This is a genomic window from Herbaspirillum sp. SJZ107 (genome assembly GCF_006715485.1).
In the GTDB taxonomy this organism is placed as follows: domain Bacteria; phylum Pseudomonadota; class Gammaproteobacteria; order Burkholderiales; family Burkholderiaceae_D; genus Telluria.
Genome location: NZ_VFNH01000003.1, coordinates 135,960 through 162,197 on the forward strand (window position 1 = coordinate 135,960; position 26,238 = coordinate 162,197).

A 26,238-nucleotide genomic window follows, 5' to 3' on the forward strand; every position below is an offset into this window, starting at 1 on the left:
GTGCGCAAGGCGTTACACGGGCTCGGCAGGCGTTCTTGCCCGTAGCTCATCGAAGGTCACCACCTCGCCGTTCTCCATCGTATAGCGCAGGTTCTCGGGCGGCACGCCGATGCGTTGGCAGGTGTACAGCAATTTGCCTACGCCCATGTAGGGCGCATTCACGATCGGCTCGATCACCAGAATGAAGTCCGGATCCCGTTGCAGCGCCGCTTTGAGCACGTCGGCAATTTCCTCTCGCTCAACAAGCTTGCGCCCCTCGATCAGGATGCTCTCATCGTCCGGGATGATTGCCTTGATTTGATTGTCCATAGCCTCTCTATATGAAGTGTGCCACAGCCACGATCAGCATTGCGGCCGGCAACAGCAGCACCTGCGCCGCCAGCGTCCCGGCCAGCCGGCTGCCCACCAGCCAGACCACCGCCTGCCTGAACTGTCCCTCGCCGATCTTGCCTTCGACCACGTCGTCGGTCATGCCCGACATGTGCGGATCGATGAAGACCGCCATCATGATGGTGGCGCCGCCGTTGATGATCGACGACAGCGTGCTCGACGTGACCCGGACCGACGGATCGAGCACGCCGGCGTACAGCGCCGCAAATACGCCGACCGTCCATAGCGCCGTCGCGCCGACATTCAACACGGTAATCCGGCCGGATACGCCATGGCGCGCACGCAGTTCGGTGAGATTGCGTGCCGCAGGCATGCTGGCCGCATCTTTTACGTAAGACAGGCCACCCTTGAAAAACCCGTGCATGATCAGCTTCGGCATCGAGCGGTGCACCTGGAAATGCAGGACGGCGCGGCAAAACACGCGCTGGAAGGTCGGAATCAACAGCGCGCCCGCGATCGTTGCCAGGCTGGCCGATACCAGCAGCCAGCGAAAATCGCCAAGCAGGGCATGGTTCGCCAAGGTGTCGAGATTGCTTTCCACCCGTTTCGCCAGGAACGGGCCGAGGAAGGAATTCGAGGTCCGCGATACCAGCATCAGGATGCTGAACAGGGCCAGCGAGACGGCGATCCGCCGGGTCCGCACGCCGGCGATCCTCACCGAATACGCCAGCGTCCCGATCAGGTGAATGACGAAGGTGAGGAAGCAGATCAGCAGCAGTTGGGTGTCCACGTGTCCTTGACGAGCGTGTGAGTTCAGCACTACAACATAGCATACGGACAATGCAAGAAATGCACGCATTCTCACCGCGCCGGCGGGCGCGCCGGCCACCTGCCCGAATCGTGTACAGTTGAGCATCATTATTCTCGAGGAAGACCACGATGCGCAGGACGATGGGCTGGCTGCTCGCCACGGCGGCGCTGGCTGGCAGCACGGAGACGACAACGGTGGCGGCCCAGACCCTAGACCCGGTCGAGCAGCGCATCGTGGCCGAAGTCCGGTCGCATGCGCCGCAGGCGCTGGACCTGCTCAGGCAAAGCGTCCTGATCAACAGCGGCACGATGAACGCGGGCGGCGTGCGCGAGGTTGGGCAATTGTTCCGCAGTCAGTTCGATGCGCTCGGCTCCCAGGCCCGCTGGGTCGACATGCCACCTGCGATGCGCCGTGCCGGCCACCTGCTGGCCACCCGCGCGGGTGCACCGGGCAAAGGCAAGCGCCTGCTGCTGCTCGGCCACCTCGACACCGTGTTCGAGCCCGGCAGCGCAGTGCCGATGTGGGAACAGAAAGACGGCCGCATCCGCGGCCAGGGCGTGGCCGACATGAAAGGCGGCGACGTGATCGTGATCGCCGCCCTGCAAGCCCTGCAGCGCGCCGGTGCGCTCGAGGGCGCCACGATTGCCGTCCTGTTCAGCGGCGACGAAGAAGACGCCGGCGAGCCGATCGCCACCTCGCGCGCCACGATGCGCGAGCTGGCGCAGCGCAGCGACGCCGCGCTCAGCTTCGAGAGCAGCATCCCCGACCAGGATGGGCGCACCACCGCCACCGTCGGCCGCCGTGCCACCGCCTCGTGGGAGTTGCAGGTGAGCGGACGCCAGGGCCATTCGATGAATGTGTTCGGCGCCAATGGCTACGGCGCCGTGTACGAGGCGGCGCGCATCCTCGACGCCTTCCGCCGCGAGGTGGCCGAGCCGGGCCTGACCTTCAATCCCGGCCTGATCCTGGGCGGTACCGAAGTGGAACGCGACGCCGCCAATGCACGCGGCAGCGCCTTCGGCAAGACCAACGTGATCGCGAACAGCGTGGCCGTCAGTGGCGACCTGCGCTACCTCGACTACGCCCAGCGCGACCGTGCCCAGGCGCGCATGCGCGCGATCGTGGCCCGGCACCTGCCCGGCGCCGGCGCCAGCATCGCGTTCCAGGAAGCCTACCCGCCGATGGCGGTCACGCCCGGCAACCTGAAGCTGCTCGAGCTGTACGCGCGCGCCAGCCGCGATGCCGGCCTGGGGCCGATCGGCGCGCTGCCGGCCGAGGCGCGCGGCGCCGGCGACATTCAGTTCGTGGCGCCGCTGGTCGACAGCCTGGACGGCCTGGGCGCGAGCGGCAACGGCGCCCACTCCCCCAACGAGGACCTGGATCCGGCCTCGATCGAACGCGGCGCGATCCGGGCCGCACTCCTGATCTACAGGCTCACCCGATAAAGAATGGCGGGACATTTGATCCCCGTCGAATTTTGGCAATCAAGCGACTTACCCTCACGGGATAAAATCAAGACATGGCACGATTACAGCTCAACTTCCCAGACGACCAGTACTGCTACACGACGATGCTGACGGTGCGCGCCACCGACATCAATGCCGGCAACCACCTGGGCAACGATTCGATGATCTCGATGATCTCCGAGGCGCGCGCCCTGTTCCTGTTCGAGTATGGCGTTGCCGAAACCGAGCCGGACGGCACCGGCATCATCGTCACCGACCTGGCCACGATGTACCGCGCCGAGGCGCACGCGCGCGACCAGCTGCTGTTCGAAGTCGGCGTGATGGATTTCAACAAGTACGGCGGCGACGTCATCTTCCGCATCACCCGGCCGAAGGACAAGAAATTGATCGCCATGGCCAAGCAGGGCTTCGTCTTCTTCAATTACAAGACCAGCCAGGTGGTGGCGATGCCGGAAGAGTTCGAAAGCAAGTTCGAGCGGGTGAACTGGATCGACTGAAGGCCGCGGAATGCAAAAAGCCGGACGGCACGCTGTGTAGCGTGCCGTCCGGCTATACCGTCATGGAACTGCCGGGCCGCGCGTGGCGCCCGGCATGGACCGATTACACCATCGGCGGATCGGTCTCGCGCGCAAAGGCGCGGTGGCCGGCCAGGGCCTCGATGAAGGATGCCAGCGGCGCATCCACCAGCAGGCCCGGGTCGTCCGAACCGTCCGGCAGGGCCGTCGGCACCATGGCCTTGGCCAGCAGGCCGGCGCCGGCGCCCAGCACCAGGATCGGCTTGCAGTGGCGGTACTGCTCGCGCACGAAGTCGATCGCGTGGGCATTGCGTCCCAGCGCCGCCACGGCCTGGTCGCCGTCCGGCACGATCATGGCGTCGTAGATCACCGACGGGCCGGCTTCCAGCGAGACTTCGACGCCGAGCGGATCGCCGGCGGACGTCTTGACCTTGCCCAGCATGTTGCCGACCAGGCGCGGCACGGCGCCGGCAGCCAGCAGCTCGTCATACAGGGCGCGGACCGCATTGCCATCCATGCCCGGTGCCACCAGGATCGCCACGCGGCGGGTGCGCACGCCGGTCTGGCCGGGGCGGGCCATCAGCGACAGCGACGGCGACGGCGCATACTCGGGCACCGGCGCATTGCTGACGCGCGGCAGCGGGGCCGGCACGTCCATGCCGAGGCCTTCGGCGACCTTGGCCACCAGACCGTCATCGACGTTGGCCAGCAGTGCCAGGATGCGCTCGCGCACCATCGGGGTCTGCACGCGGGTCAGCTCGAAGCGGAAGGCGTTGGCGATGTGTTCCTGCTCGACCGCGGTCTGGCTTTGATAGAACAGGCGCGCCTGGCCATAGTGCTCGGCGAACAGCTCGGGATTGCCGCGCACCTTATCGACGCTGGCGATCGGTTCCGGGAAGCTGGTGAAACCGGCGCTGCCGGCCTGGTACGGCACACCGCCGCCCAGCGAGTTCGGCTCGTAGTTCACGCGGCCGCGCGCGATGGCCTGGCGGTGGAAACCGTCGCGCTGGTTGTTCTGGATCTGCACGATCGGCGTATTGATCGGGATCTCGTGGAAGTTCGGGCCGCCCAGGCGGGTCAGCTGGGTATCCTGGTACGAGAAGTTACGGCCCTGCAGCAGCGGGTCATTGGAAAAATCGATGCCCGGCACCACGTGCGAGGTGCAGAACGCGACCTGCTCGGTCTCGGCAAAGAAGTTGTCCGGGTTACGGTTCAGCACCATGCGGCCGATCGGGGTCACCGGCACCAGTTCTTCCGGCACGATCTTGGTTGCATCCAGGATGTCGAACGGGAAGGACGCGGCCTGTTCTTCAGTGAAGATCTGCACGCCCAGTTCCCATTCCGGGAAGTTGCCCGACTCGATCGCTTCCCACAGGTCGCGGCGGTGGAAGTCCGGATCGGCGCCCGAGATGCGCACCGCTTCGTCCCACACCAGCGAGTGGGTGCCCTGCAGCGGGTTCCAGTGGAATTTGACGAAGCGCGACTCGCCCTGCGCATTGACCAGGCGGAAGGTGTGTACGCCGAAGCCCTGCATCGTGCGGTAGCTGCGCGGAATGGCACGGTCCGACATGATCCACATCAGCATGTGTGCGATTTCCGGCGACAGGCCGGCGAAATCCCAGAAGGTGTCGTGCGCGGTGGCTGCCTGCGGCATGGCGTGGTGCGGTTCCGGCTTGGCGGCGTGCACCAGGTCCGGGAACTTGATCGCATCCTGGATGAAGAACACCGGGATGTTATTGCCGACCAGGTCCCAGTTGCCTTGCTCGGTATAGAACTTGACGGCGAAGCCGCGCACGTCGCGCGCGGTGTCGGTCGAACCGCGCTCGCCGGCCACGGTCGAGAAGCGCACGAACACCGGGGTACGCTTGCCCTTGGCGGCGAACGGCACGGCGCGCGTCAGGGCGCTGAAATCGTCGTACGCTTCGAAGAAGCCGTGCGCGGCCGAACCGCGCGCGTGCACCACGCGCTCCGGAATGCGCTCATGGTCGAAGTGCATGATCTTTTCGCGCAGGATGAAATCTTCCAGCGCGGTCGGGCCGCGCAGGCCGATCTTCAGCGAGTGCTGGTTGTCGGCAATGGGCACACCCTGGTTGGTGGTCAGGTGGCGGTCGGCCGGGTCCACGCGCACGCGGTCGAGCGGGGCGACGGTCGGGTTCTCGCCCTCTGGCGGCGTGCCGCTGCCGACTTTTTCCGAGCTGGCGATCTCGCTGCTGGTGCTGCCGGTGGCGGCGTGGGTCGCCGGCTTGTGATGGTCGCCCTCGAGCGGGATGGCGGATGCCTGGCCGTATTCGGACGGCTTGTTCGGGTTGGACGGCATCGCGGCTGCCAGCTGCTTTTCGGCGCTGGTTTTCTCGAGCAGGCGATCGCCGACCGGGTTGCTGCTACCGAGGCTGGATGGCGGCGTCGGATCCGACGGGCCGGCCATGGTGCTCAGTACGGAGCCTGCGCCGTCGGTGGAAGCAACTGGTTTCTTCTTGGAAGGCATTTCTATCCTCGCTAATTGATTAATTTGATTGCTCAGGTATCAACCAACACCATAGCTCAGCCAGGCAGAATGAAATGTGAAGTGCTTAACATATATTTAATATATCATTGCAATCATTACTATCGCCTCAATAGATTTTAAAAATGAGAAGGCAGTAAAAAAGCGCTGTCCTTGCGAACAGCGCCTGCAATGACGAAGAACACGCCGGCTCAGCGGTGGCGCCGGTTCGGCAGCGGTGCGATGGTCTTGTCGAACCAATCGTCGATCATCCGTTTTTCATAGCGCAGCGGCTCGCTGTCCGAGATGAGGAGCGAGCCTTGCTGATAATTCATGTCCGCCAGCCTGGCTTCGCCACTCCTGATCACCTGGCCGTTCTGTTCGACCGCATAGCGCAGTTCCATGCGCGGCCAGTCGGCGCGGCCGGTCATCACGCGCAGGTCGCGGCCCGCGCGCGCATTCGGGATCAGGCGCCCGGCCGGATCGAAATCGGTGACTTCGATGCGCAGGTCCTGCCCTTGCGGCAACGCCTTGCCGAGTTGCTGGAAGTGGTCGGTGATCTGGCCCAGCATCTCGTCGCGCTCCCAGGTCGCGAACGGCAGGTCGTAGAATTTTTCGGGGTGGTCATAGACCACGCTCACCGCGGCCGAAGCGGCTCCGGTGCTCAGCGCCAGCAGGCCCGCCAGCGCCCATCGTGTCGACGGTTTCATGTTTTTTCCTCTTTTGTTCACAGGTCCCAGATGGGAATATACGCCGCTTTTTACAGCGTCGTCCGTCTGCCGAACGTCCTGAGTTTGTATCGAAATGTTAGTCCCCGCACAGGCCGTCGCGGGGGGGCTGGCGCACAATCGGACCCGACAGTAAATGCCCAGGAGTCCGCCGTGCCCGAAGGCCCATCGCTGTATATATTGAAGGAGCAGACCGCCCAGTTCGTGGGCAAGGAAATCGTGCGCGCCGAGGGCAATACCTGGGCCATCGACACGACGCGCATGGTGGGCCAGCCCATCGTGTCGCTGCGTACCTGGGGCAAGCATTTCCTGATCGAGATGCCAACCATGGTCGTGCGGATCCACTTCCTGCTGTTCGGCACCTACCGCGTCAATGAAGGACGCGACAAGCCGCCGCGGCTGTCGCTCGGCTTCGCCGACGGCAGCGTGCTGAATTTCTATGCCTGCTCGGTGAAGGAAATCGACCAGGACATCGACGTCATGTACGACTGGGCCGCCGACGTCATGTCCGATGCCTGGGACCCGGCCAAGGCGCGCAAGAAGCTGCGCGCCTGCCCAGACATGCTGGCCTGCGACGCCCTGCTCGACCAGGACATCTTCTCGGGGGTCGGCAACATCATCAAGAACGAGGTGCTGTTCCGCATCCGGGTCGACCCGCGCTCCACGGTCGGCGCCCTGCCGCCGGCCAAGCTGCGCGCGCTGGTGCAGGAAGCGCGCCAGTACAGCTTCGATTTCCTCGGCTGGAAAAAGGAATTCACCCTCAAGCAGCACTGGCTGGCGCACGCCCAGAAAACCTGCCCGCGCTGCCACATCCCCTTCCACAAGGCCAACCTCGGCAAGAGCAACCGGCGCAGCTTCTGGTGCGAACGCTGCCAGAAACTTTACGGCTGACCCCGGTGTGTTGTAGAGGGGCGAACATTTGTGGACTGTGTTCAATATTTCCTGTTGTTAATAACAAGTTCTGATACTACAATCGTTTCCATCCATCTTGCTTTAGCACAAGCTTTTGATCTGACACATTCACGATACTGGATCGTCTTATGTCATTCCTGTCTTCAGCCGCGCCGAAACTCGCTCCCTGGAAGGTTCTGCTCGTCGACGACGAACCGGACATCCACGACATCACCAAGCTGACGCTGACGCGTTTCCGCCTGGACGGCCGCGCCCTCACCTTCCTGCACGCCTACAGCGGCGCCGAAGCCAAGGAAGTGCTGGCGCGCGAGAAGGACATCGCGCTGGTGTTCCTGGACGTGGTGATGGAGCGGGAAGACAGCGGCCTGGAAGTCGCGCGCTGGCTGCGCCAGGACCTCGACAACCAGTTCACCCGCATCGTGCTGCGCACCGGCCAGCCCGGCCAGGCGCCGGAAGAGCGCGTGATCGTCGACTACGACATCAACGATTACAAGGAAAAGACGGAACTCGACCGCACCAAGCTGTTCACCACGACCTTCGCGGCGCTGCGCGCCTACCGCGACATCATGAAGGTCGAGGAGGCGCGCCGCACCCAGCAGAATTACCGCGAGGGCCTGGAGCGCGTGATCGCCGCGTCCGGCCACCTGTTCCGCCAGCGCAGCCTGAAGGATTTCGCCAGCGGCCTGCTGCAGCAGGTGGTGGCGCTGCTGCAGCTCGAGCAGAGCATGCTGCTGCGCGTGGCCGGCGCCAGCGTGATCGCCGGCGAGAGCCGCTACGAGGTGCTGGCCCGGATCGGCGACGTCGGCGAAGAGGACATCGGTCCCGAGCTGATCGCCCGGCTCGACGAGGCGCGCCACAACCGCATCTCCAAGCTGCATGGCGACACCTATGTCGGCTACTTCCCCAACAACAGCGGCAAGGCCTCGCTGCTGGTGCTGAAAGGCGTGGACGAGCTGTCCGAGATCGACGTCCAGCTGCTCGACGTGTTCTGCACCGGCGTGGCGATCGCCTTCGACAACATCCTGCTGAACCAGGAAATCACCGATACCCAGGCCGAGCTGATCCTGCGCCTGGGCGACGTGGTCGAGTCGCGCTCGCACGAAGCCGGCAACCATGTGCGCCGCATGGCCCAGATCTGCCACATGCTGGCGCTGGAATCGGGCATGACGGAAGAAGAGACCGCGGTACTGATGCACGCGGCGCCGATGCACGACATCGGCAAGATCGCGACCCCGGACGCGGTGCTGCTGAAACCCGGCCGCCTCACGCCCGAGGAATGGGAAATCATGAAGCAGCACCCGACCGTCGGCCTGCAGATCCTGGACGGCTCCCAGCGTCCGATCCTGAAGGCGGCCGCCGTGATCGCCCACCAGCACCACGAGAAATGGGACGGCAGCGGCTATCCGCAAGGCCTGAAGGGCGCGCAGATCCATCCGTATGCGCGCATCGTGGCGGTAGCCGACGTGTTCGACGCCCTTACCCACGCGCGCTGCTACAAGGAGGCGTGGCCGATCGGCCAAGTGCGCGACTATCTGCGCGAAGTCGCCGGCAAGCACCTCGATCCGGACTACGTCGACATCCTGATCAGGAACATCGACAAGGCCGACGAAGTCAACCGGCGCTGGCCGGACTGACAACCAGACAATCCGGCCATTTGTCGGGTAGTATTCGGCATCCTGCACCGCCCTGTCGAGGCGGCCGACTTTCACGATGCGTATCCGAACCCGACTGCTGATCATCATCCTCGCCATCCTGGTGCCCGCCTTCGCGGCGGCGGCGCTGGCGGTCGGCTACGTCTACATCGAGGAGCGGCGGGCCCAGGAAAACAGCGTGACCGAGGCAGTGCGCGCCTTCGCCCTGCTGGTCCAGAACGACTTGCAGACCCGCGAAGGCATCCTGCATGCGCTGGCCGCCTCGCCGGCACTGGCCCAGGGCGAGCTCGGCGAGTTCTCCCAGCATGCCAGGCTGCTGGCGCCGACGCGCGACAGCGCCATCATCCTGCTCGAACCGACCGGCCGCCAGCTGATGAACACGCGCGCGGCACCGGACCAGGCGCTGCCGGAGCGGCGCCGCTCGAACATCCAGGCGCTGATCGCCAAATACGGTCCCGACCGCACACTGGTGTCCGACCTGTTTCCGGCGCCGTTCAGCGGGCAGCACGACTTCGTGATCCAGGTCCCGGTGCGCCTCGGGGGCCAGCTGCGTTATTTCCTGAGCATGAGCGAAGACGCCGGGCGCCTGCAACACCTGCTCGAAATCCAGCGCTTCCCGGCCGACTGGCAGGCGGTGATCGTCGACCGCAGCAACCGCATCATCGCGCGCACGCGCGAACCCGAGCACTTCCGCGGCCGCACCGTCAGCGCCGAGGCGCAGCGTCAGTTCGCAGCCCGGCGCGAGGGCATCTTCAACGGCACCAACCTGGCCGGCACCCCGGTGCAGGGCTTCTTCGGCACGGTGCCGGACGTCGACTGGAAAGTGATGGTCACCATTCCCCAGGCCGAACTGCGGCGCGTGCCGCTGCACGCCGCCGCCTTCCTGGCCGCGATGATGGCGCTGCTGCTGGCGCTGGCACTGGCGGGCGCGCGCTGGGTCGGCCGCCGCGCGATCGCACCGATCGAGCAGCTGGGCCGCAGCGCCGACGACCTGGGCAAAGGCGTCGAAGTGGCGTATGCGCCGCAGGAAGTGGCCGAGCTGGATGCGGTGGCGCGGCGCATGGCCGACGCCAGCGTCGAGATCCGCCGCGCGCGCCACGAGATGGAAGCGCGCGTGGCCGAGGCGGTGGCTGCCAGCGAGCAGGCGCAGCGGGCGCTGATGCACAGCCAGAAGCTGGAAGCGCTGGGCCGGCTCACCGGCGGCATTGCCCACGAATTCAACAACCTGCTGCAGACGCTGACCACCGCCCTGCAGCTGGCCGCGCTGACCTCGAACCAGCCCAAGGTGCAGTCGCTGATCGACACCTGCAAGCGCACCGTCGGCCGTGCCAACGCGCTGACCACGCGCCTCGGCTCCTTCGGCCGTCTGCAGGATGCGCGGCTGCTGACCGTCGATCCGGCCGAACAGGTGCGCAATTCGCTGCAGCTGATCCGCGGCGTACTGCGCCACGGCATCACGCTCGACATCGATTGCGAGGACGGCGCCTGGCCGGTGACCATCGATCCGCTGCAGTTCGACCTGGCCCTGCTGAACCTCGCCATCAACGCGCGCGATGCCATGGCCGACGGCGGCCGCCTGCAGATCCGCGTGCGCAACACGAAGGTGGAGCCGACCATGGAACGCACCGGCGGCGACTACGTGGTGGTGACGGTCGCCGACAGCGGCAGCGGCATGCCGCCCGAGGTGCTGGCGCGCGCGCTCGACCCCTTCTTCACCACCAAGGCGCCGGGCGAAGGCACCGGCCTCGGCCTGCCCCAGGCGTATGCCTTCGCGAACCAGTCGCAGGGCTTCCTGGCGCTGGCCAGCAGCGTGGGCGTCGGCACCACGATCGACCTCTACCTGCCGCGCTCGGCACAGCCGCTGTCCCACAGCCCGGCCAGCGGTACGGATACCGGCACAGCAATGCCGCAGGCGAGCGGTCGCGTGCTGTTCGTCGAAGACGATCCGCTGGTGCGCGAAGCGGTGGTCGGCGGCCTCGAAGACGCCGGCTTCGACGTGGTGGTCGCGGCCAGCGGCGACCAGGCGCTGGCGATGATCGAGAAAGGGCTCGATACCGAGGTCGTGTTTTCCGATATCGTGATGCCCGGCCAGGTCAGCGGCATCGACCTCGCCGCCCTGCTGCGCGAGCGCCGTCCCGGCCTGCCGGTGGTGCTGGCGACCGGCTACACCGACCAGCGCGCCGTGGTGCCGGGCGTGCAGGTGCTGGCCAAACCCTACGAGATCGGCCAGCTGGTGGAATTGCTGGCCGGCCTGACGCGGCCGCGCTAGCTTACAGGGTCAGCCGGACCCGTTCGCCGGCGAAGGCGACCAGGCAGGTCGTGCCCGACAGCGCGCGTCCGCTCACGGTGGCGCAGCTGGCATGCACCGGCTTGCCCTGGAAGCTGCCGCTGAAATCGCCATCGCCCTTGAGCAGCGACACATTGTCTTCGATGACCTTGGCGTTGTTGACGTAGATGCGCACGTTGCTGCTGTCAACCAGCTCGCCGCGGATTTGCAGCGCGCCATCGGTGCTGGCATAGTGATTTCCGGTTACAGGCGTGATCGTGGTCGAGCAGGCCGAGAGCAGCGCGAGCGCGCCGGCAAGAATTGTAATTTTTTGCAACATTTCCGTATATTCCGTATTTTTTTATGGATGTCTTTCAGGACAACCCTATGATAATCGGTCTGTGTGGAAACAATCTATCCAATTCTTACAAAATTAATGAGTTTTAAGAATCTTAAATTTACCAATTGCAATCTCAATATTGTTGACGCAAGGAAACTATTGGTTTCGATGGCAATGTTGCGGCCAGCATGGAGATGACGATGGAAGCGCTGCCTTTACGTTTTTCGGCCGGTACCGACCTGCGGGCGGCGCTCGACGCCATCCCGCGCCTGCATGGGGTCGACGCGGCCTTCGTGGTGCAGGGAATCGGCAGCCTGAGCGTGGCGTGCCTCCGCTATGCCGGCAAGCCGGAAGCCGCCGAACTGCGCGGCGACCTCGAGATCCTGACGCTGGGCGGGTCGCTGGGACCGGACGGGCCGCACCTGCACATCTCGGTGGCGGATGGCGAAGGCCGCGTGTTCGGCGGCCATATGGGAGAGGGGTGCGTGGTGCGGACCACGGCCGAGGTGCTGGTGGCGCTGCTGCCGGGGCACCGTTTCAGCCGCGAGCACGATCCCGCGACTGGCTACAAGGAATTGTGCGTCACGCAGCGGCCAGCAGCGGCCTCTTCTTGAGGTTTTGCGGGAAGCGCAGGTAGTAGCGCAGGCCCTGCCCCGGGCTGCTCTCGACCCGCAGCGTGCCTTTCAGGGCCCCGGTCACCAGGTTGAACAGGATGTGCCCGCCGAGGCCGCTGCCGCCGCTGCCGCGCTTGGTGGTGAAGAAGGGGTCGAACAGCTTGGCCAGCGTCTCGGCATCCATGCCGGCGCCGTCGTCGCCGTATTGGAAATCCACCATGCCCTCGGCGTCGAGCGCCGCACGCACATGAATGCGGCCGGGCTGGTCGTGCTCGAAGCCATGCAGCAGCGAGTTGACCACCATGTTGGTGACGATCTGCGACACCGCGCCCGGAAAGCTTTCCAGCACCAGGTCCGGCGCGCACGCCACCTCGACCGCGACCTTGCGCCCTTTCAGTTTCGGCTGCAGCGACAGCAGCACTTCGTTCAGGTAGGTGCCCAGCGCGAAGCTGCGGATGTCATCCGAGGACTGGTCCACCGCCACCTGCTTGAAGCTGCGCACCAGGCTGGCCGCGCGCTGGGTATTGGTGGTCATGATGCGCAGCGACTGGTCGACCACGTCGAAGAAGGCGCCGAGGCTGTCCTCGGTCATCTCGCCTGCCGCCAGCTCCTCGCGCGTCAGCTTCAATTCCTGCACCAGGTGGCTGGTGGCGGTGACGCAGATGCCGAGCGGGGTGTTGATCTCGTGCGCCACGCCGGCCACCATCTGGCCGAGCGACGCCAGTTTTTCCTGGCGCACCAGTTCCGACTGCGCTTCCTTCAGCTGGTGCAGGGCCTGGGCCAGCGCCGCGTTCTGCTGTTCCAGGCTGTCCTTGGCCTTGCGCACGGCGCGGTCGGCCTGCATGCGCGCGAGCGCCACCGCCACGTGGCTGGCGATGAAGGCCAGCAGGTCGAGTTCGCTCTTGGTATACACCACGGTCGGGTCGTAGCTTTGCACCACCAGCACGCCATAGGCCTGGTCGTGCGCCAGCATCGGCGCGCCGATCCAGCTGGTGACGTCGATGTTCCCGAGCGGCTCCCGGACCTTGCCGGCGGCGCGCAGGCGCGCCACGCTGCCGGCGTCGTGCAGCTGCGCCTGGCGCGTCTGCAGCACGTGCGACACCATGCCGGCGCCGATCGGGAAGCGCTGGTTGGGGGTGTAGGTGTCGCGCTCGTCGGCGTAGTACGGCACGCTGATCTCGCCGCTGGACGGATGCGCCAGCGCGATCAGGAAGTTCTTCGCCACCATCAGCTCGCCGACGATGCGGTGCAGGTTGGCCGCCAGCGCCTCGGGCTCGATGGCGGAAGCCGACAGGTCGGCGATCTGGTACAGCGCGTGCTGGACCTGCTCGGCGCGGCGGCGCTCGGCCACTTCGCGCGCCAGCGCGCGCGTGCGCTCCTGCACCGCGCGTTCCAGCCGGTCCATGCTTTGCAGGCCCTGCAGGGCATTCGAGACGTGGTTGGCGATCAGCGCGAACAGCGCTTCGTCTTCCGCGCCGTACGTGTGTTGAGGTAAATGGCTCTGGATTACGATGGCGCCCAGTACGTCATGCTGCTGGTCGAACAGCGGACAGCCCATCCAATGTTCGGAAATGCTTCCGCGTCCCCAGTTGCGGCCGTTGTCGCGTGCGCGCATCTGGTCGGCGGTGATCGACATCGCCTTCTTGTTGAGCATGACCCAGGCCGTCGGCGACTGCTCGGGCGAGGCCAGCGCCACCCGTTCGTTCGGACTCGGGCCCTGGTCGACGGTATCGACGAAGTAGACGAAGCGGACGGTGTTGTCCTCGCGCTCGGCGAGGGCTACATAGAAGTTATCCGCATACATGATGCGGCCCAGCGCGCGGTGGACGGCGCCGATGAATTCGGTGATGTCGGTGCAGCTTGCGGACAGCTGCCCGATTTCGAGCAACATGGACTGCACCGCTTCCAGGCGGTCAAGACGGCTTTCCATCGATCTCCCATTCAGCATATAAATGCACTAGAGAAATATTATCAGGTCAGCGCGCCTCATAGATCATTGTGTTGCGGAAATATTTCAGCCCAGCGATACGTTCAGCGCGGCGCCCGGAAATCGTTGTCGACCCAGGTCATGGCCGAGGACGGCGACAATTTGAAGGTCGGCTGCACGCGCACCTGCGCCACCTGCTCGCCCATCTGGTCGACGGCGGTCAGCACGGCATACGGGTTGTCTTCGTCCGGCACGATGTCGAGCGTGATCTTCAGCTCGCCCTGCTCGGTGGAGACGACAGTGCTCTTGTGCAATTGCGCGTGCAATTGCTGCTCGTGGCGCCGGATCACCTCGGAGGCGGTCTTGACCAGCGTGTGGAAAGCGTTGATGTCGAGCGGCTTCGGGTTCTTCTTGTCGCGCCCCATGGTCCAGGGGCCGACCAGGGCCGGTTCGGATTCGCCATCCTTGTACATGGCCACGGCCCAGCCGTCGTCGTCTTCGTTCTTGATGACGCGCGCGGTCCAGCCGTTGCCCTGCCACAGGCGCGCTTCCTGCACCGGAGCGTCATCGTCGCGGTCGGATACTTCGTCGTTCATGTGTCGGTCTCAATAGGGTAGGACAATTCCTAAAGAACAGATCATAGGAAATTCCGGCCCATGAAACAAGCTTTGACCACATTTAAAACGCACCGGATCGGCGCATCCGGTGCGCGCGGGCACCGGAAGGCGGGTTGGATGGAGCCTGCCTACATGCGCAGCATGGGGATGCCCGGCGGCAAAATGGGTGGGCGGGGCGGCGCCTCGAGCGGGTCGATCGGCGGCGGTACCGGAATGATCCGGTTGAACGGGTTGATGATGATGGGTGGAATGGCAGGTGGCGCCGAGGGCGGATTTTTGTGTCCGGCCGCATCGGCCCATGCCATCTCGAATGTCATCCGATGATGCAGGCATTGAACGATGTGCATAAGATCCTCCTGCGACAGAGCAGGCTGTCAGTATAGACGCCGAGCCCCGCATTGCAAGGCTTGATTTGGCGCAAGGCTGGGCTCGATGGCGCCCCCAATTCGCCATCCGTTCATCCTGCCTGCCGCCGCTTCGGCCCCGCCAACATGCAGCCCGTCGCACCGGGCTGGAGGTGCCGTGGCCGCTGCCGGTACATTGGTGCCATGTCCACAAGCCACCCGAGAGGAGCCACCATGAAAGACCGCACCGCCATCATCCTGCTGTTCCTGTTTGCCCTGCTGTGCTGGAGCGTCTTCGACGGCCACGGCACCCTGTTCATGGTGGACGGCGACCCGGCCGACGGTCCGCTGGAGGCGCTGATCGGGCTCGTGTTCGCGGGCAGCGGCATCGTGCTGGCCGGCTTCGTCCTGCTGCTGGTGGGCGGCCTGCTGGCCATGGTGTTCGCCGGCGTCGGCATCGTGTGCGCCGGCAGCCTGGCCTTCGGCGCACTGGTGGTGGCGCTGGTCGTCGCGCCCTTCCTGCTGCCGTTGCTGCTGCCGCTGGCCGTCGTCTGGTACCTGGCACGCCGCGCGCGCCGCCAGCCGCGGATTGCCTGAACCTTCTATAAGCCTTCCACCAGGCGCATCGCGAACACGATCGGCAGGCCGGCCGCGATCACCTTGCGCGCCGCCGCGCCATGGTCGTACGGCACCCGGAAATAGGTGACCGCACGGGCCTCGTCGTCGAAGATCGCGTAGGCCGCCATGTTGTTGTGATCGCGCGGCTGGCCCACCGCGCCGGGCAGCACGAGGTACTGGTGCTGCGGCTGCAGGGCGATGCGCTGGCCGGCCGAGGGCACGTGGCGCCCCATGCGGCCGTCGTCGGCGCGCCGGTACAGGGCCGGCGCATGCACGTGGCCGGAAAACACGATCCGGCCGCGGCTGGCGCGCAGCGAGCGTTCGGCTTCCCCGACGCCATAGACGTATTCCCAGCGCGCCGGATCATGGGCGCTGGCATGCACGAAGCAGGCGTTGCCGTGGTGCTGGACCAGCGGCAGCGCCGCCAGGAAGTCGAGCTGCGCCGTGTCGAGCTGGCGGCGCGTCCACTCGATCGTCTCGCGCGCTTCCGCGTGCATCGAAGGGCGCAGCGCGCGCGTCACCGCATGATCGTGGTTGCCCTGCACCGCCACCGCGCCGCGCGCCACGTAATCCATTACCGTGCGCACGACCCAGCCCGGGTCGGCGCCGTAGCCGACGAAATCGCCCGTGAAGGCATACTGGTCGACGCCCTGCCCTTCAGCGTGCGCCAGGCAGGCTTCCAGCGCCTCGCGGTTGGCGTGCAGGTCGGTGAGATGCGCGAGGCGCATGGCGCGCAGCCTGGATGGTCAGGCTTTGTTGCCTTCCTGCGCGCGCTCCTGCGCGTACTGGGCGTAGCCGCGCGCGCGCAGCGCGCAGGCCGGGCACACGCCGCAGCCGTAACCCCAGTCGTGGGCGGCGCCGCGCTCGCCCAGGTAGCAGGTGTGGGTGTCGAAGCGGATCAGGTCGACCAGCGCCTGGCCGCCGCACTGCTCCGCCAGTTCCCAGGTCTGCTTCTTGTCGATCCACATCAGCGGGGTCTCGACCTTCAGGCGCGTGGCCATGCCGAGGTTGAGCGCGACCTGCAGCGCCTTCATGGTGTCGTCGCGGCAGTCCGGATAGCCGGAGAAATCGGTCTCGCACATGCCGCCCACCAGCACGTTCAGCCCGCGGCGGTAGGCAACGGTGGCGGCCACCGTCATGAACATCAGGTTGCGGCCGGGGACGAAGGTGTTCGGCAAGCCGTTTTCCTGCATCTTGATCTCGACGTCGCTGGTCAGCGCGGTATCCGAGATCTTGCCGATCAGCGACAGGTCGATCATGTGGTCTTCGCCCAGGCGCGCATCCCATTCGGGCGACAACGCGCGCATTTTCGACAGGACGGTCGGGCGCACCGCGAGTTCGATCGCATGGCGCTGGCCGTAGTCGAAGCCGATGGTCTCGACGCGGGCATAGCGCTGCAGCGCCCAGGCCAGGCAGGTGGTGGAATCTTGTCCGCCACTGAACAATACGAGAGCGGTGTCTGCTTGAAGCATATTGATATTTCCGAAATTATTTTGCGAAACAAACCGTCCGCCATCAAATTTGACAATACATTAAGATGTGGTCGGTATACAGAGATAACTGGAGTGACATGTTTTCCGCACGACCCAAACGAATGGCTGCGATGGCGCCGGCGCGACCACGAATTTTGGCACAAATCGTGCTGGGCGTGAACGCGCTGTGCTTTGCCGCCGGGGCACTGGCCCAGGACAAGTCCCAGGACCCGGCGCGCGATCCGGCCCAGGCCGAAGCAAAAACCGGCCTCGACTACACCGTGCGGATCGATGCTCCGCGCAACCTGCGCGAACTGCTGGAAAACAATCTCGACCTGATGCGCTGGCGCGGCAATGCACGCATGGACCTCGAACAGCTGCAGCGCCTGGTCCGGGTGGCGCCGGAACAGGTGAAAACCCTGATCGCCACCGAAGGCTACTACACCCCGCAGGTCTCCGCCGGCCTCGACACCTCGGGGTCGAAACCGGTCGCGCGCGTGATCGTCGAACCGGGCCAGCCGGTCAACGTGACCGACGTCGACATCGAACTGCGCGGCTTCGCGGCCGCCGACAAGGGCACCGGCTCCACGACGGCGCCGCTGGATGCGGCCGCCCTGCGCACCACCTGGACGCTGCCGGTGGGCGAGCGCTTCCGCACCGCCGACTGGGAAGGCGCCAAGCGCGGCCTGCTGCGCCGGGTGACGCAGACGCGCTTCCCGCGCGCCCAGCTGCTCGATTCCAGCGCCACCGTCGATCCGGACAAGCACAGCGCCGTGCTCAAGGTGGTGCTCGACAGCGGCCCCGAGGTGCGCCTGGGCGCACTGAAAATCGAAGGCCTGAAACGCTACCCGGCCAGCATCATCGAGAACCTGAACCAGATCCACCCGGGCGACGAATACAGCGAAGCGACGCTGCAGGCGCTGCAGGGCCGTCTGCAGGACACCGGCTACTTCAGCACGGTCGAAGTCAGCGCCGACATGTCGTCGGTGCTGAGCGAGCAGATCGGCGACCTGAACCAGGGCCAGGGACCGCAGCAGTCCGCCGCGACCGGCCCGACCACGCTGCCTGTGCTGGTGCGCGTGAGCGAAAACAAGCGCAAGAACCTGTCGCTCGGCGTCGGTTATTCGACCAACACCGGCGCCCGCCTGCAGGCCAACTACGACGACCTGTTCGTGTTCGGCAAGCGCATGAAATCGAGCGTCCTGTACGAACAGAAGCGCCAGAGCGCGCGCACCGATTTTTATTGGCCGACCACGTCCAACGGCTACAGCAACAGCCTGGGCGGCGGCTACAAGCGCGAAGACCTCGAAGGCCAGATCACCCGCACCACCGACATCACGGCCAAGCGTTCCTGGGGCTCGCCGCTGCTCGAGCGCACCCTGACGCTGGCGGCGCTGACCGAACAGGTCACCATCGAAGGCGACACCGAGCCGACCTCGCGCGTGAAAAGCGTGCCGCTGACCTTCTCGATCACCAAGCGCGCGCTGGACAGCCTGGTGCTGCCGACCCGCGGCTACGTCGCCAACGCCCAGCTGGGCGGCGCCCTGCTGCCGGTCCTGACCGACGAAAAATTCGTGCGCCTGTACCTGCACGGCGTCGCCTACAAGCCGGTGGGGCCGTCGGGCACCCTGATCGTGCGCGGCGAATTCGGCGCCGTCGGTTCCGGCGACAAGGCCGGCGTGCCGTCCACCTTCCTGTTCCGCGCCGGCGGCGACCAGTCGGTGCGCGGCTACGCCTACCAGGAACTGGGTGTCCCGGTCGGCAACGCCATCACCGGCGGCCGCTACCTGTTCACCGCCAGCGCCGAATACGACTGGTGGTTCAAGCCGCCCTACGGCGCGGCCATCTTCTACGACGCGGGTAACGCGGCCGACAACTTCAGCGACCTGAAGCCGAAGGTCGGCTACGGCATCGGCGCGCGCTGGCGCAGCCCGGTCGGCCCGCTGGCGGTCGACGTCGCCCGTGGCCAGGCGGTGAAAAAAGTCCGCCTGCACTTCTCACTTGGATTTACTTTCTGATGAACGCCGAAAACCAAACCCCGGATCCCGACACGCCCGCCGCGGCGGCGCACCCGCGCCGCTGGCCGCGCCGGGTCGCGATCGGCGTGGTCGTCACCGGCGTCGTGCTCGGCGGCGCCGTCTGGTACCTGGGCCGCGAGACCACGCTGCAGATGATCGCCCAGCGCGTTGCCAACGCCAGCGGCGGCAAGCTCACGCTGAGCGGCGTGAGCGGCTCGCTGTACGGCCACATGCATGTCCAGCACGTCGTGTTTCGCACCGAGACCTCGGTCATCACCGCCGACAACATCGACATCGACTGGAAGCCCTGGCAATACCTGTCGCGCGGCGTCGAGATCAACAAGCTGTACGCGCAGTCGCTGCGCATGGAGACGCTCAAGGAAACCGACGAGCCGGCCACCATGCCCGAGCGCCTGGCGCCACCCTTCAAGATCGCGGTCGAAGACGCGCGCCTGGCCAGGCTGGTCATGGTCAACAAGGGCGTCGAGACGCCGATCGAGAATATCCGCGCCGGCCTGCACGGCGACAAGCAGCAGTGGAAGCTCGATTACGCGTCCGCCAGCACGCCGTGGGGCCAGGTGGCGGCCAACGGCACCATCAACAACGCCAAGCCGTACAAGCTGGCCGCTGACGCCACCCTGTCGCAGGACAAAACCCAGCCCGGCTCGGTCGGCGCCCAGCTGAAACTGCACGCCGGCGGCGACCTGCAGCGCACCGTGCTGGACGCCAGCGGCCAGGCCGCGCGCGCCCAGGGTACCGCCAACCTGGTATTGTCGCCGTTCGCCGAGATCCCGCTGCAGGCCCTCACGCTGAATGCGCGCAACATCGATCCGGGCTTCTTCAACCCGTCGCTGCCGACCGCGGACCTGAACCTGGCCGTGTCGGCCAAGCTCGACCCGAACCGCAACGTCAGCGGCAGCGTCGATCTCGTCAACGACGGCCCGCAGGGCACCATCGACCAGCAGCGGCTGCCGCTGCGCGCGATGCGCGGCAAGCTGGGCGGCAACCTGTCGGCGATGCAGCTCGGCGACGTGCTGCTCGACCTGGGCGGCGCCGGGCGCTTCACGGGCAGCGGCAGCGTGCAGCGCGGGCCGGAAGAAAAAGGCATCGGCACCGCGCAATTCACCCTGCATACCGACAGGATCGACCTCAAGCAGATCCATTCGAGCATGAAGCCGACGGCGATCGCCGGCGACCTCAAGATCGCCAACGAACAGGACACGCAGACCCTCAACGTCAACCTGAGCGACGCCGGCCTGCGCCTGGTGGCCGAAGCCGCGCTGGCCCACAACGAACTGACCGTGCGCCAGGCGCGCCTGTCGGCCGGCAAGGGCAGCGTGGCCCTCACCGGCAACGCCAGCCTGCTGGACAAGAAGCCGTTCAAGGTCAATGCGGTGGCCAGCCATCTCGATCCGGCCGCCTTCGGCGACTTCCCGAAGGCCGACATCAATGCCGACATCAATGCCGCCGGCGCGCTGGCGCCGCAGTGGCAGGTCGCGGCCGACTTCGCGCTGCGTCCGAGCCGCCTGTTCGACCAGGCGCTCAGCGGTCGCGGCAAGCTGGCAGCCGATGCCGGCACCGGCGCACAGGGCAGCAATTCAGCGGGCAGCAACTCGGCGGCCGGCCTGCACGTGCATGACGTGAATGCCACGCTGGCGCTGGGCCAGAACGCGGTCGACCTGCGCGGCGCTTTCGGCCGACCGGGCGAAACGCTGTCCTGGCGCCTCGACGGCAAGCAGCTGAACGCCGTGCGCGCCGACCTGTACGGTTCCCTGCTGGCCAGCGGCGTCGTCAGCGGCAGCATGGCGGCCCCGCGCACCACCTTCGACGTCGACGCGCGCGGCCTGGGCTGGGTCCCGGCCCAGCGCAAGAACAACAACGGCAGCCTGCGCGCCACCGGCGAGGCCTGGCTGGCTGGCCCGGAGAGTGCGCGCGTGGTCGAGGTGAAAGCCAAGGGCGGCATGCAGCGCCTGAACCCGGCCGCCTTCGGCGCGCCGCTGGCCGGCAGCATCAGCGGCAATTTCGATGCGACCGGCCGCACCGGCGCCAACATGGGCGGTTCGGTCAACCTCGACATCCTGCGCGAGTCGACGCTCTCGAATTCGCCGCTGTGGGGCTACGCGAAACTCACGGCGGATAAACGCCACGTGTCGAACGCCGACGTCGACCTGCACCTGGGCGCCAACGTGATCGCCGCGAAAGGCGCGTTCGGCTCCGGCAAGGACACGCTGAACTGGCGCATCGATGCGCCGCAGCTGGCGGCAGTCGGCCCCGATTTCGGCGGCAGCCTGCGCGGCTCGGGCGCGCTGTCCGGCACCATGGACATGCCTTCGCTGAGCGCGGCGCTGGAAGGCCAGAACATCCGCCTGATGGGCACCCAGAACCTGCGCAGCCTGCGTGCCACGGCCAACCTCGGCGCCGGCCGCGGCGCTGCCGATCCGCTGGCGCTGGACGTGCAGGTGACGGATTACGCCAGCGGCGACACCCGCATCGCCGCGGCGCGCCTGCAATCGACCGGCACCCGAGGCGCCCACACCATCACGGCGTCGGCGCGCAGCGATACCTTCGACGCCGCCGTCGAAGTGCGCGGCGGCCTGTCCACCGACAAGAGGAACAACAGCGTCTGGGCCGGCACCCTGCAGACCCTGCAGAACCGCGGCCGCTACGCCTTGACGCTGGCGGCACCGACGCCGATCCGCATCGCCGCGGCGCCCGGTGCCGGCATCGCCGGCCTGGCCAAGCCCGAGCAGATCGCCTTCAACGGCGCCGTGGTGCGGCTGCCGGCCGGCGCCATCACGGTCGAATCGCTCTCCAAGGTGGGGCCGCGCTGGAGCTCGCGCGGCAGCGCCACCGGGGTGCCGGTCAGCTACCTGGCACAAGCCTCGGATGCGGTGCGCCAGAACCTGCGCGGCGACATGACGCTCGGCGCGCAATGGGCGCTCGACATGCAAATGCCCGCCGCCGCGAATGCCGTGCCGGCGCTGAACGGCAACCTGCACGTGTTCCGCGAAAAGGGCGACCTGATCGCCGGCGAGACCGCGCCGGTGGTGCTCGGCCTGCGCCAGCTCGACCTGCGCGCCGATGTCGCCGGCGGCGCGCTGCGTGCCCAGCTGGCCCTGGACGGCAGCCGGGTCGGCAGCGCGCGCGTCGACGCCACCGCGCAGATGATCCGCGGCCGCATCGACAACGACAGCCCGCTGCGCGTCATCGCCAACGCCAACCTCGGCTCGCTGGCCTGGGTCTCGCCGCTGATCGGCCAGCCGGGCCTGGAACTGGACGGCGCGCTGAACCTGGCCGTCAACGGCGCCGGCACCGTCGGCGCCCCTACCCTGAACGGCAACGTCAACGGCGACAACCTGTCGGCGCGCTGGCCGGACCAGGGCATCCGCCTGCAGCGAGGTCAACTGCGCGCGGTGCTGGCCGGCGACCAGCTGCAGCTGCAGCGCCTGACGCTGGAAGGCGCCAGCGGCCGCGCCACCGCCGACGGCAACATCCGCTTTGCCGGCGGCGAAGCGACCATGAACCTGCGCCTGGTGGCGGATAAACTGGCGGCGCTGTCGCGCCCGGACCGCACCCTGATCCTGAGCGGCCAGGCCAGCGTGGTGCGCGACGCCAGCCGCTTCGCGGTCGAAGGCAAGTTCAAGGCCGACCGCGCGCTGATCGAACTGGCGCCGGTGGACCGTCCGACCATCTCGGACGACGTGATCGTGCTCGGCCGAGGCAAAGAAGCCAACGCCAAGCCGGCGCCGAAAGCGAAGGAAGTGCCGCTGACGATCGACCTGGCGGCCGACCTGGGCGACGACTTCCACCTGCGCGGCATGGGTGCCGACGCCTACCTGGCCGGCGCGGTGCAGGTGCGCATGGTGGGCGACAAGCCGCCGCGCATCACCGGCAGCGTACGCACCGTCAGCGGCACTTACGCCGCCTACGGCCAGCGCCTGAGCATCGAGCGCGGCGTGGTGAGTTTCAACGGCGCCTACGACAACCCGTCGATCGACATCCTGGCGGTGCGCAAGCGCCCCGATGGCGATCAGCTGAGCGAGACCAACGTCGAAGCCGGCGTGCAGGTGCGCGGTACGGCGCTGGCGCCGGTCGCCAAGCTGGTCTCGACGCCGAACGTGCAGGACAGCGAGAAACTGTCCTGGCTGGTGCTCGGCCACGGCATGGAAGGCACCACCGGCAACGAAGCCGACGTCCTCAGCGCCGCCGCCGGCGCCCTGCTCGGCGGCAAGGGCGGCACCGGCGGCATCCAGAGCAAGATCGCCAACTCGCTCGGCCTCGACGAACTCGGCGTGCGCCAGGGCCAGGGCCAGGCGACCGGCCTGGAAAACACCGTGGTCACGGTGGGCAAGCGCATCTCGTCGCGCCTGTACCTCGGCTTCGAGCAGGGCGCGGGCACCGCGAGCAGCCTGGTGCGGCTGCGCTACAAGATCAATCCGCGCATCACGCTGCAGCTGCAGACGGGGACGAATACGGCGCTAGATGTGCTTTATTCGTGGGCCTTCGATTGATCCTCAGCTTGTAAACGTCGCCCCTGCCTGCGCAGGGGCGACGGTGTTTGAAGCGACGTGCTGATCAAGCCGGAAAGTAGCGTTCGCTGTCCACCTCCTCCAGCAGCCTCCCCTCCCCCGGCACCCACCCCAGCACCTCGCGCGTCCACGCGCTCGACGCCGGCGCATCCAGCCCGGCGAACGTCCCGAACCACGCAAAATGCGCCGCCGGCCTGCTTTCCACCGGCACGCCAAGCCGGCGTCCGATGGCCGCCGCGATCTCGCGGAACGGCACGCCCTCTTCGGCCGCCGCGTGATACGTCGCCCCGCGTGCGCCGCGCTCCAGCGCCAGCCGGAACACGCGCGCCGCATCGAAGCGGTGCACCGAGGACCACAGGTTGGCGCATTCACCGATGTAGGCCGACACACCCTTCTCGCGCGCAAACCCGATCAGCATCGGCACGAATCCATGGTCGCCCTCGCCGTGCACCGACGGCGGCAGGCGCACCACCGACGCGTGCACGCCCCGTTCGGCCAGCGCCATCGCGGTTTGCTCGGAAGCGCGGGGGTAATGGACGCTCGCCGGCGGCGCCGGGTCGGTTTCCAGGAGCGTACGACCCCGTGCCAGTCCGAGCAGGCCGGCAGTGACGACCAGCGGCCGGCCCGAGCCGCGCAGTGCCTCGCCCAGCGCCCCGATCGCGGCCTGGTCCTGCTCGCAATTGGCGGCGAACTTCGAAAAGTCGTGGTCGAAGGCGGTGTGGATGACGCCGTCGCTATCCGCCGCGCCGCGGCGCAGGCTGTCCAGGTCCTCGAGCGCGCCGTGGTGGACCGCGGCACCGGCCGCGCGCAGCGCCGCCGCGCCGGCTTCCGAACGGGCCAGGCCGACGACGGCATGGCCAGCGCCGAGCAATTCCCCGACGACCGCCGAGCCGACGAAGCCGGTGGCGCCGGTAACGAATACACGCATGATGTTCTCCTGATCGGTTACGAATGCGTCTACTATCCCGGTCAGGCGCATGCGGGTAAAGTAGTGACGACATACCGGTATAAGGACTAACAGCATGGAACTGGGCGACTACCTGAAGGACCGGCACGCACGCATCGATGCGGCGTCGCTCGGCTATCCGGCCGCACGCCGGCGTACGCCCGGCCTGCGGCGCGAGGAAGTGGCGCAGCGCGCCAACATCAGCGCCACCTGGTACACCTGGCTGGAACAGGGACGCGGCGGCGCCCCGTCGGATGAGGTGCTGGAGCGGATTGCCGGTGCGCTGATGCTGACCGGGGCCGAACGCGAACACCTGTTCCTGCTCGGCCTGGGCCGCCCGCCGGAACCGCGCTTCCAGGCGGAGGCCAGCCTGTCGCCGCGCCTGCAGCGCGTGCTCGACGCGTTTCCGGTCAGCCCGGCACTGGTCAAGACCCTGACCTGGGACCTGGTCGCCTGGAACCGCCCCGCCGCCGCCGTGTTCGGCTACAACGGCGGGCCGGACGAGCAGCGCAACATCCTGCGCCGCATCTTCCTCGACCCACGCAACAAAAGCATGCAGCTCGACTGGGACAGCGTGGCCCGCTTCGTGGTGGCGGCCCTGCGCGCCGACCTCGCGCGCGCGGGCGCCGGAGCGCGTACGCAAGCCGAGTCGCTGGTGCGCGACCTGTGCGCGCACAGTCCGGAATTCGAGGCGATGTGGCAGGCGCAGGATGTGCGTGCCTACGGCGAAGGCAGCAAGCAGCTGCGCCATCCGGTGGTCGGCCTGCTGTCCATGGAATATTCCTCGTTCGCCGTGGAAGGCCGGCCCGACCTGGGCATGGTGATCTACAACCCCGCCACGCCTGAGGATGCGGACAAGGTGCGTAAGCTCATGGGAGGGTCGGCATGACCCCGACCCTCCACTTCATGTGCGGCAAGATGGCCGCCGGTAAAAGCACCCTGTCGCGCCAACTGGCCGAACAGCACGGGGCGGTACTGATCTGCGAGGACATCTGGCTGCAGCAGCTCTATCCCACCGAGATCCGTGGCTTCGACGATTATCTCGCCTATGCGCGCCGCCTGAAGGCCGTCGTTGCGCCGCACGTGCTGCAGCTGCTGCGCGCGGGCGTGCCGGTGGTGCTGGATTTTCCGGCCAACGTGCCGGCGCAGCGCGCCTGGTTCCGCAGCCTGCTCGACGAGGCCGGCGCCGGCGTCGGCCACGTGATGCATTTCGTCGACACGCCGCATGCGCGCTGCATCGAACAGCTGCACCAGCGCAACCGCGACAAGCCGCCGGGGTCGATGGCCATGTCGGTCGAACAGTTCGAAGCGATCAGCGCGCTGTTCGTGCCGCCCGCGCCCGAGGAAGGTTTTACGGTCAGGACGTATCGCTGAGCGCCGGGCGCGGCAGGACTGGATGCGGATCAGTGCAGCGTGCGGGCAATGCTCGGATTCGGATCGATCGGCGGCTCGTCGTTGAGCGGCGTACGGATCGGCGGCTGGTGCGGATCGCTGCCATCGAAGGGATCGGGTGGCGGTTCCTCGGAAGGAACCGGATCGGGTGCGCGATGCGCCTGGATGGGGACTGAAATCATCTGTTAATCTCCTGAAAACATGGTCAAAAGACTACCACGGCCTTTGGATTAATGACGCCCACCTGCATTACAATGGC

At 66.8% G+C, this 26,238-nt stretch carries 23 protein-coding genes; 11 read left to right on the top strand and 12 right to left on the bottom strand.

Annotated elements, in window-relative coordinates:
- Nucleotides 1-12 precede the first annotated feature (12 nt).
- Both FBX97_RS18750 and FBX97_RS18755 read right to left on the bottom strand, forming a co-directional pair.
- Complete coding sequence (locus tag FBX97_RS18750) at nucleotides 13-309, bottom strand: hypothetical protein (RefSeq protein WP_141834994.1); 297 nt, start codon at nucleotides 307-309, stop codon at nucleotides 13-15.
- 7 nt (nucleotides 310-316) lie between these two features.
- The gene (locus FBX97_RS18755) at nucleotides 317-1,120 is read right to left on the bottom strand and encodes a lipid II flippase Amj family protein (RefSeq protein WP_141837042.1); all 804 of its coding nucleotides are present in this window, start codon (nucleotides 1,118-1,120) and stop codon (nucleotides 317-319) included.
- Between the two features lie 149 nt (nucleotides 1,121-1,269).
- On the opposite strand from FBX97_RS18755, the gene FBX97_RS18760 reads away from it, so the two are divergent.
- Together FBX97_RS18760 and FBX97_RS18765 are read left to right on the top strand one after the other, a co-directional pair.
- A complete protein-coding gene (locus tag FBX97_RS18760; protein WP_141834997.1) occupies nucleotides 1,270-2,586 on the top strand; it encodes a M20/M25/M40 family metallo-hydrolase in 1,317 nt (438 codons plus the stop codon).
- A 74-nt stretch (nucleotides 2,587-2,660) separates the two neighbouring features.
- Nucleotides 2,661-3,104, top strand: coding sequence for a thioesterase family protein (locus FBX97_RS18765; protein WP_141835000.1), 444 nt, complete (start codon nucleotides 2,661-2,663; stop codon nucleotides 3,102-3,104).
- 103 nt (nucleotides 3,105-3,207) lie between these two features.
- Here FBX97_RS18765 and FBX97_RS18770 read toward each other — a convergent pair whose 3' ends face one another.
- Together FBX97_RS18770 and FBX97_RS18775 are read right to left on the bottom strand one after the other, a co-directional pair.
- Nucleotides 3,208-5,607, bottom strand: coding sequence for a catalase (locus tag FBX97_RS18770; RefSeq protein ID WP_141835003.1), 2,400 nt, complete (start codon nucleotides 5,605-5,607; stop codon nucleotides 3,208-3,210).
- 209 nt (nucleotides 5,608-5,816) lie between these two features.
- Nucleotides 5,817-6,314 (bottom strand): DUF3016 domain-containing protein, encoded by a 498-nt coding sequence (locus tag FBX97_RS18775; RefSeq protein ID WP_141835006.1) that lies wholly within the window; start codon nucleotides 6,312-6,314, stop codon nucleotides 5,817-5,819.
- 171 nt (nucleotides 6,315-6,485) lie between these two features.
- On the opposite strand from FBX97_RS18775, the gene FBX97_RS18780 reads away from it, so the two are divergent.
- The 3 genes from FBX97_RS18780 (at nucleotide 6,486) to FBX97_RS18790 (ending at nucleotide 11,165) form a co-directional block, all read left to right on the top strand.
- Nucleotides 6,486-7,223, top strand: a complete 738-nt coding sequence (locus FBX97_RS18780) for a DNA-formamidopyrimidine glycosylase family protein (protein ID WP_141835009.1) — start codon at nucleotides 6,486-6,488, stop codon at nucleotides 7,221-7,223.
- A gap of 149 nt (nucleotides 7,224-7,372) precedes the next feature.
- Entirely contained in the window at nucleotides 7,373-8,878 is a 1,506-nt protein-coding gene (locus FBX97_RS18785; protein ID WP_141835012.1) for an HD domain-containing phosphohydrolase, read from the top strand.
- A 76-nt stretch (nucleotides 8,879-8,954) separates the two neighbouring features.
- A complete protein-coding gene (locus tag FBX97_RS18790) occupies nucleotides 8,955-11,165 on the top strand; it encodes an ATP-binding protein (RefSeq protein WP_141835015.1) in 2,211 nt (736 codons plus the stop codon).
- 1 nt (nucleotide 11,166) lies between these two features.
- Here the strand turns inward: FBX97_RS18790 and FBX97_RS18795 are convergent, their stop codons facing one another.
- A complete protein-coding gene (locus tag FBX97_RS18795) occupies nucleotides 11,167-11,502 on the bottom strand; it encodes a hypothetical protein (RefSeq protein ID WP_141835018.1) in 336 nt (111 codons plus the stop codon).
- A 200-nt stretch (nucleotides 11,503-11,702) separates the two neighbouring features.
- Here FBX97_RS18795 and FBX97_RS18800 point away from each other — a divergent pair, with 200 nt between their 5' ends.
- The gene (locus FBX97_RS18800; protein WP_141835021.1) at nucleotides 11,703-12,116 is read left to right on the top strand and encodes a PPC domain-containing DNA-binding protein; all 414 of its coding nucleotides are present in this window, start codon (nucleotides 11,703-11,705) and stop codon (nucleotides 12,114-12,116) included.
- On the opposite strand, the gene FBX97_RS18805 is transcribed toward FBX97_RS18800, so the two are convergent.
- The 3 genes from FBX97_RS18805 to FBX97_RS18815 form a co-directional block, all read right to left on the bottom strand.
- Nucleotides 12,085-14,046: a GAF domain-containing protein gene (locus tag FBX97_RS18805; protein WP_141835024.1), complete on the bottom strand. Its 1,962-nt coding sequence runs from the start codon at nucleotides 14,044-14,046 to the stop codon at nucleotides 12,085-12,087. The genes FBX97_RS18800 and FBX97_RS18805 overlap by 32 nt on opposite strands.
- Nucleotides 14,047-14,147: 101 nt before the next feature.
- Nucleotides 14,148-14,639, bottom strand: coding sequence for a hypothetical protein (locus tag FBX97_RS18810; protein ID WP_141835027.1), 492 nt, complete (start codon nucleotides 14,637-14,639; stop codon nucleotides 14,148-14,150).
- Nucleotides 14,640-14,788: 149 nt separating this feature from the next.
- Nucleotides 14,789-15,007, bottom strand: coding sequence for a hypothetical protein (locus FBX97_RS18815; RefSeq protein ID WP_141835030.1), 219 nt, complete (start codon nucleotides 15,005-15,007; stop codon nucleotides 14,789-14,791).
- A gap of 231 nt (nucleotides 15,008-15,238) precedes the next feature.
- Between FBX97_RS18815 and FBX97_RS18820 the strand changes: the two genes are divergently transcribed.
- A complete protein-coding gene (locus FBX97_RS18820) occupies nucleotides 15,239-15,601 on the top strand; it encodes a hypothetical protein (protein WP_141835033.1) in 363 nt (120 codons plus the stop codon).
- Nucleotides 15,602-15,606: 5 nt separating this feature from the next.
- Here FBX97_RS18820 and FBX97_RS18825 read toward each other — a convergent pair whose 3' ends face one another.
- Nucleotides 15,607-16,350, bottom strand: a complete 744-nt coding sequence (locus tag FBX97_RS18825) for a metallophosphoesterase (RefSeq protein WP_141835036.1) — start codon at nucleotides 16,348-16,350, stop codon at nucleotides 15,607-15,609.
- Nucleotides 16,351-16,368: 18 nt separating this feature from the next.
- Nucleotides 16,369-17,094 (bottom strand): 7-cyano-7-deazaguanine synthase QueC, encoded by a 726-nt coding sequence (gene queC, locus FBX97_RS18830; RefSeq protein WP_141835039.1) that lies wholly within the window; start codon nucleotides 17,092-17,094, stop codon nucleotides 16,369-16,371.
- 155 nt (nucleotides 17,095-17,249) lie between these two features.
- Between queC and FBX97_RS18835 the strand changes: the two genes are divergently transcribed.
- The gene (locus FBX97_RS18835; protein WP_255517548.1) at nucleotides 17,250-19,112 is read left to right on the top strand and encodes an autotransporter assembly complex family protein; all 1,863 of its coding nucleotides are present in this window, start codon (nucleotides 17,250-17,252) and stop codon (nucleotides 19,110-19,112) included.
- On the top strand, nucleotides 19,112-23,623 hold the full coding sequence (locus tag FBX97_RS18840; protein ID WP_141835042.1) for a translocation/assembly module TamB domain-containing protein: 4,512 nt from the start codon (nucleotides 19,112-19,114) through the stop codon (nucleotides 23,621-23,623). Before FBX97_RS18835 ends, FBX97_RS18840 begins: the two co-directional genes overlap by 1 nt.
- A 64-nt stretch (nucleotides 23,624-23,687) precedes the next feature.
- On the opposite strand, the gene FBX97_RS18845 is transcribed toward FBX97_RS18840, so the two are convergent.
- Nucleotides 23,688-24,569 (bottom strand): SDR family oxidoreductase, encoded by an 882-nt coding sequence (locus FBX97_RS18845; RefSeq protein ID WP_141835045.1) that lies wholly within the window; start codon nucleotides 24,567-24,569, stop codon nucleotides 23,688-23,690.
- Between the two features lie 94 nt (nucleotides 24,570-24,663).
- Between FBX97_RS18845 and FBX97_RS18850 the strand changes: the two genes are divergently transcribed.
- Both FBX97_RS18850 and FBX97_RS18855 read left to right on the top strand, forming a co-directional pair.
- Nucleotides 24,664-25,476, top strand: a complete 813-nt coding sequence (locus FBX97_RS18850) for a helix-turn-helix transcriptional regulator (protein WP_141835048.1) — start codon at nucleotides 24,664-24,666, stop codon at nucleotides 25,474-25,476.
- Complete coding sequence (locus tag FBX97_RS18855; RefSeq protein WP_141835051.1) at nucleotides 25,473-25,961, top strand: ATP-binding protein; 489 nt, start codon at nucleotides 25,473-25,475, stop codon at nucleotides 25,959-25,961. The genes FBX97_RS18850 and FBX97_RS18855 overlap by 4 nt, the downstream gene beginning before the upstream one ends.
- Nucleotides 25,962-25,990: 29 nt before the next feature.
- Here the strand turns inward: FBX97_RS18855 and FBX97_RS29645 are convergent, their stop codons facing one another.
- The gene (locus FBX97_RS29645) at nucleotides 25,991-26,161 is read right to left on the bottom strand and encodes a hypothetical protein (protein WP_185748658.1); all 171 of its coding nucleotides are present in this window, start codon (nucleotides 26,159-26,161) and stop codon (nucleotides 25,991-25,993) included.
- Between the last annotated feature and the right edge of the window lie 77 nt (nucleotides 26,162-26,238).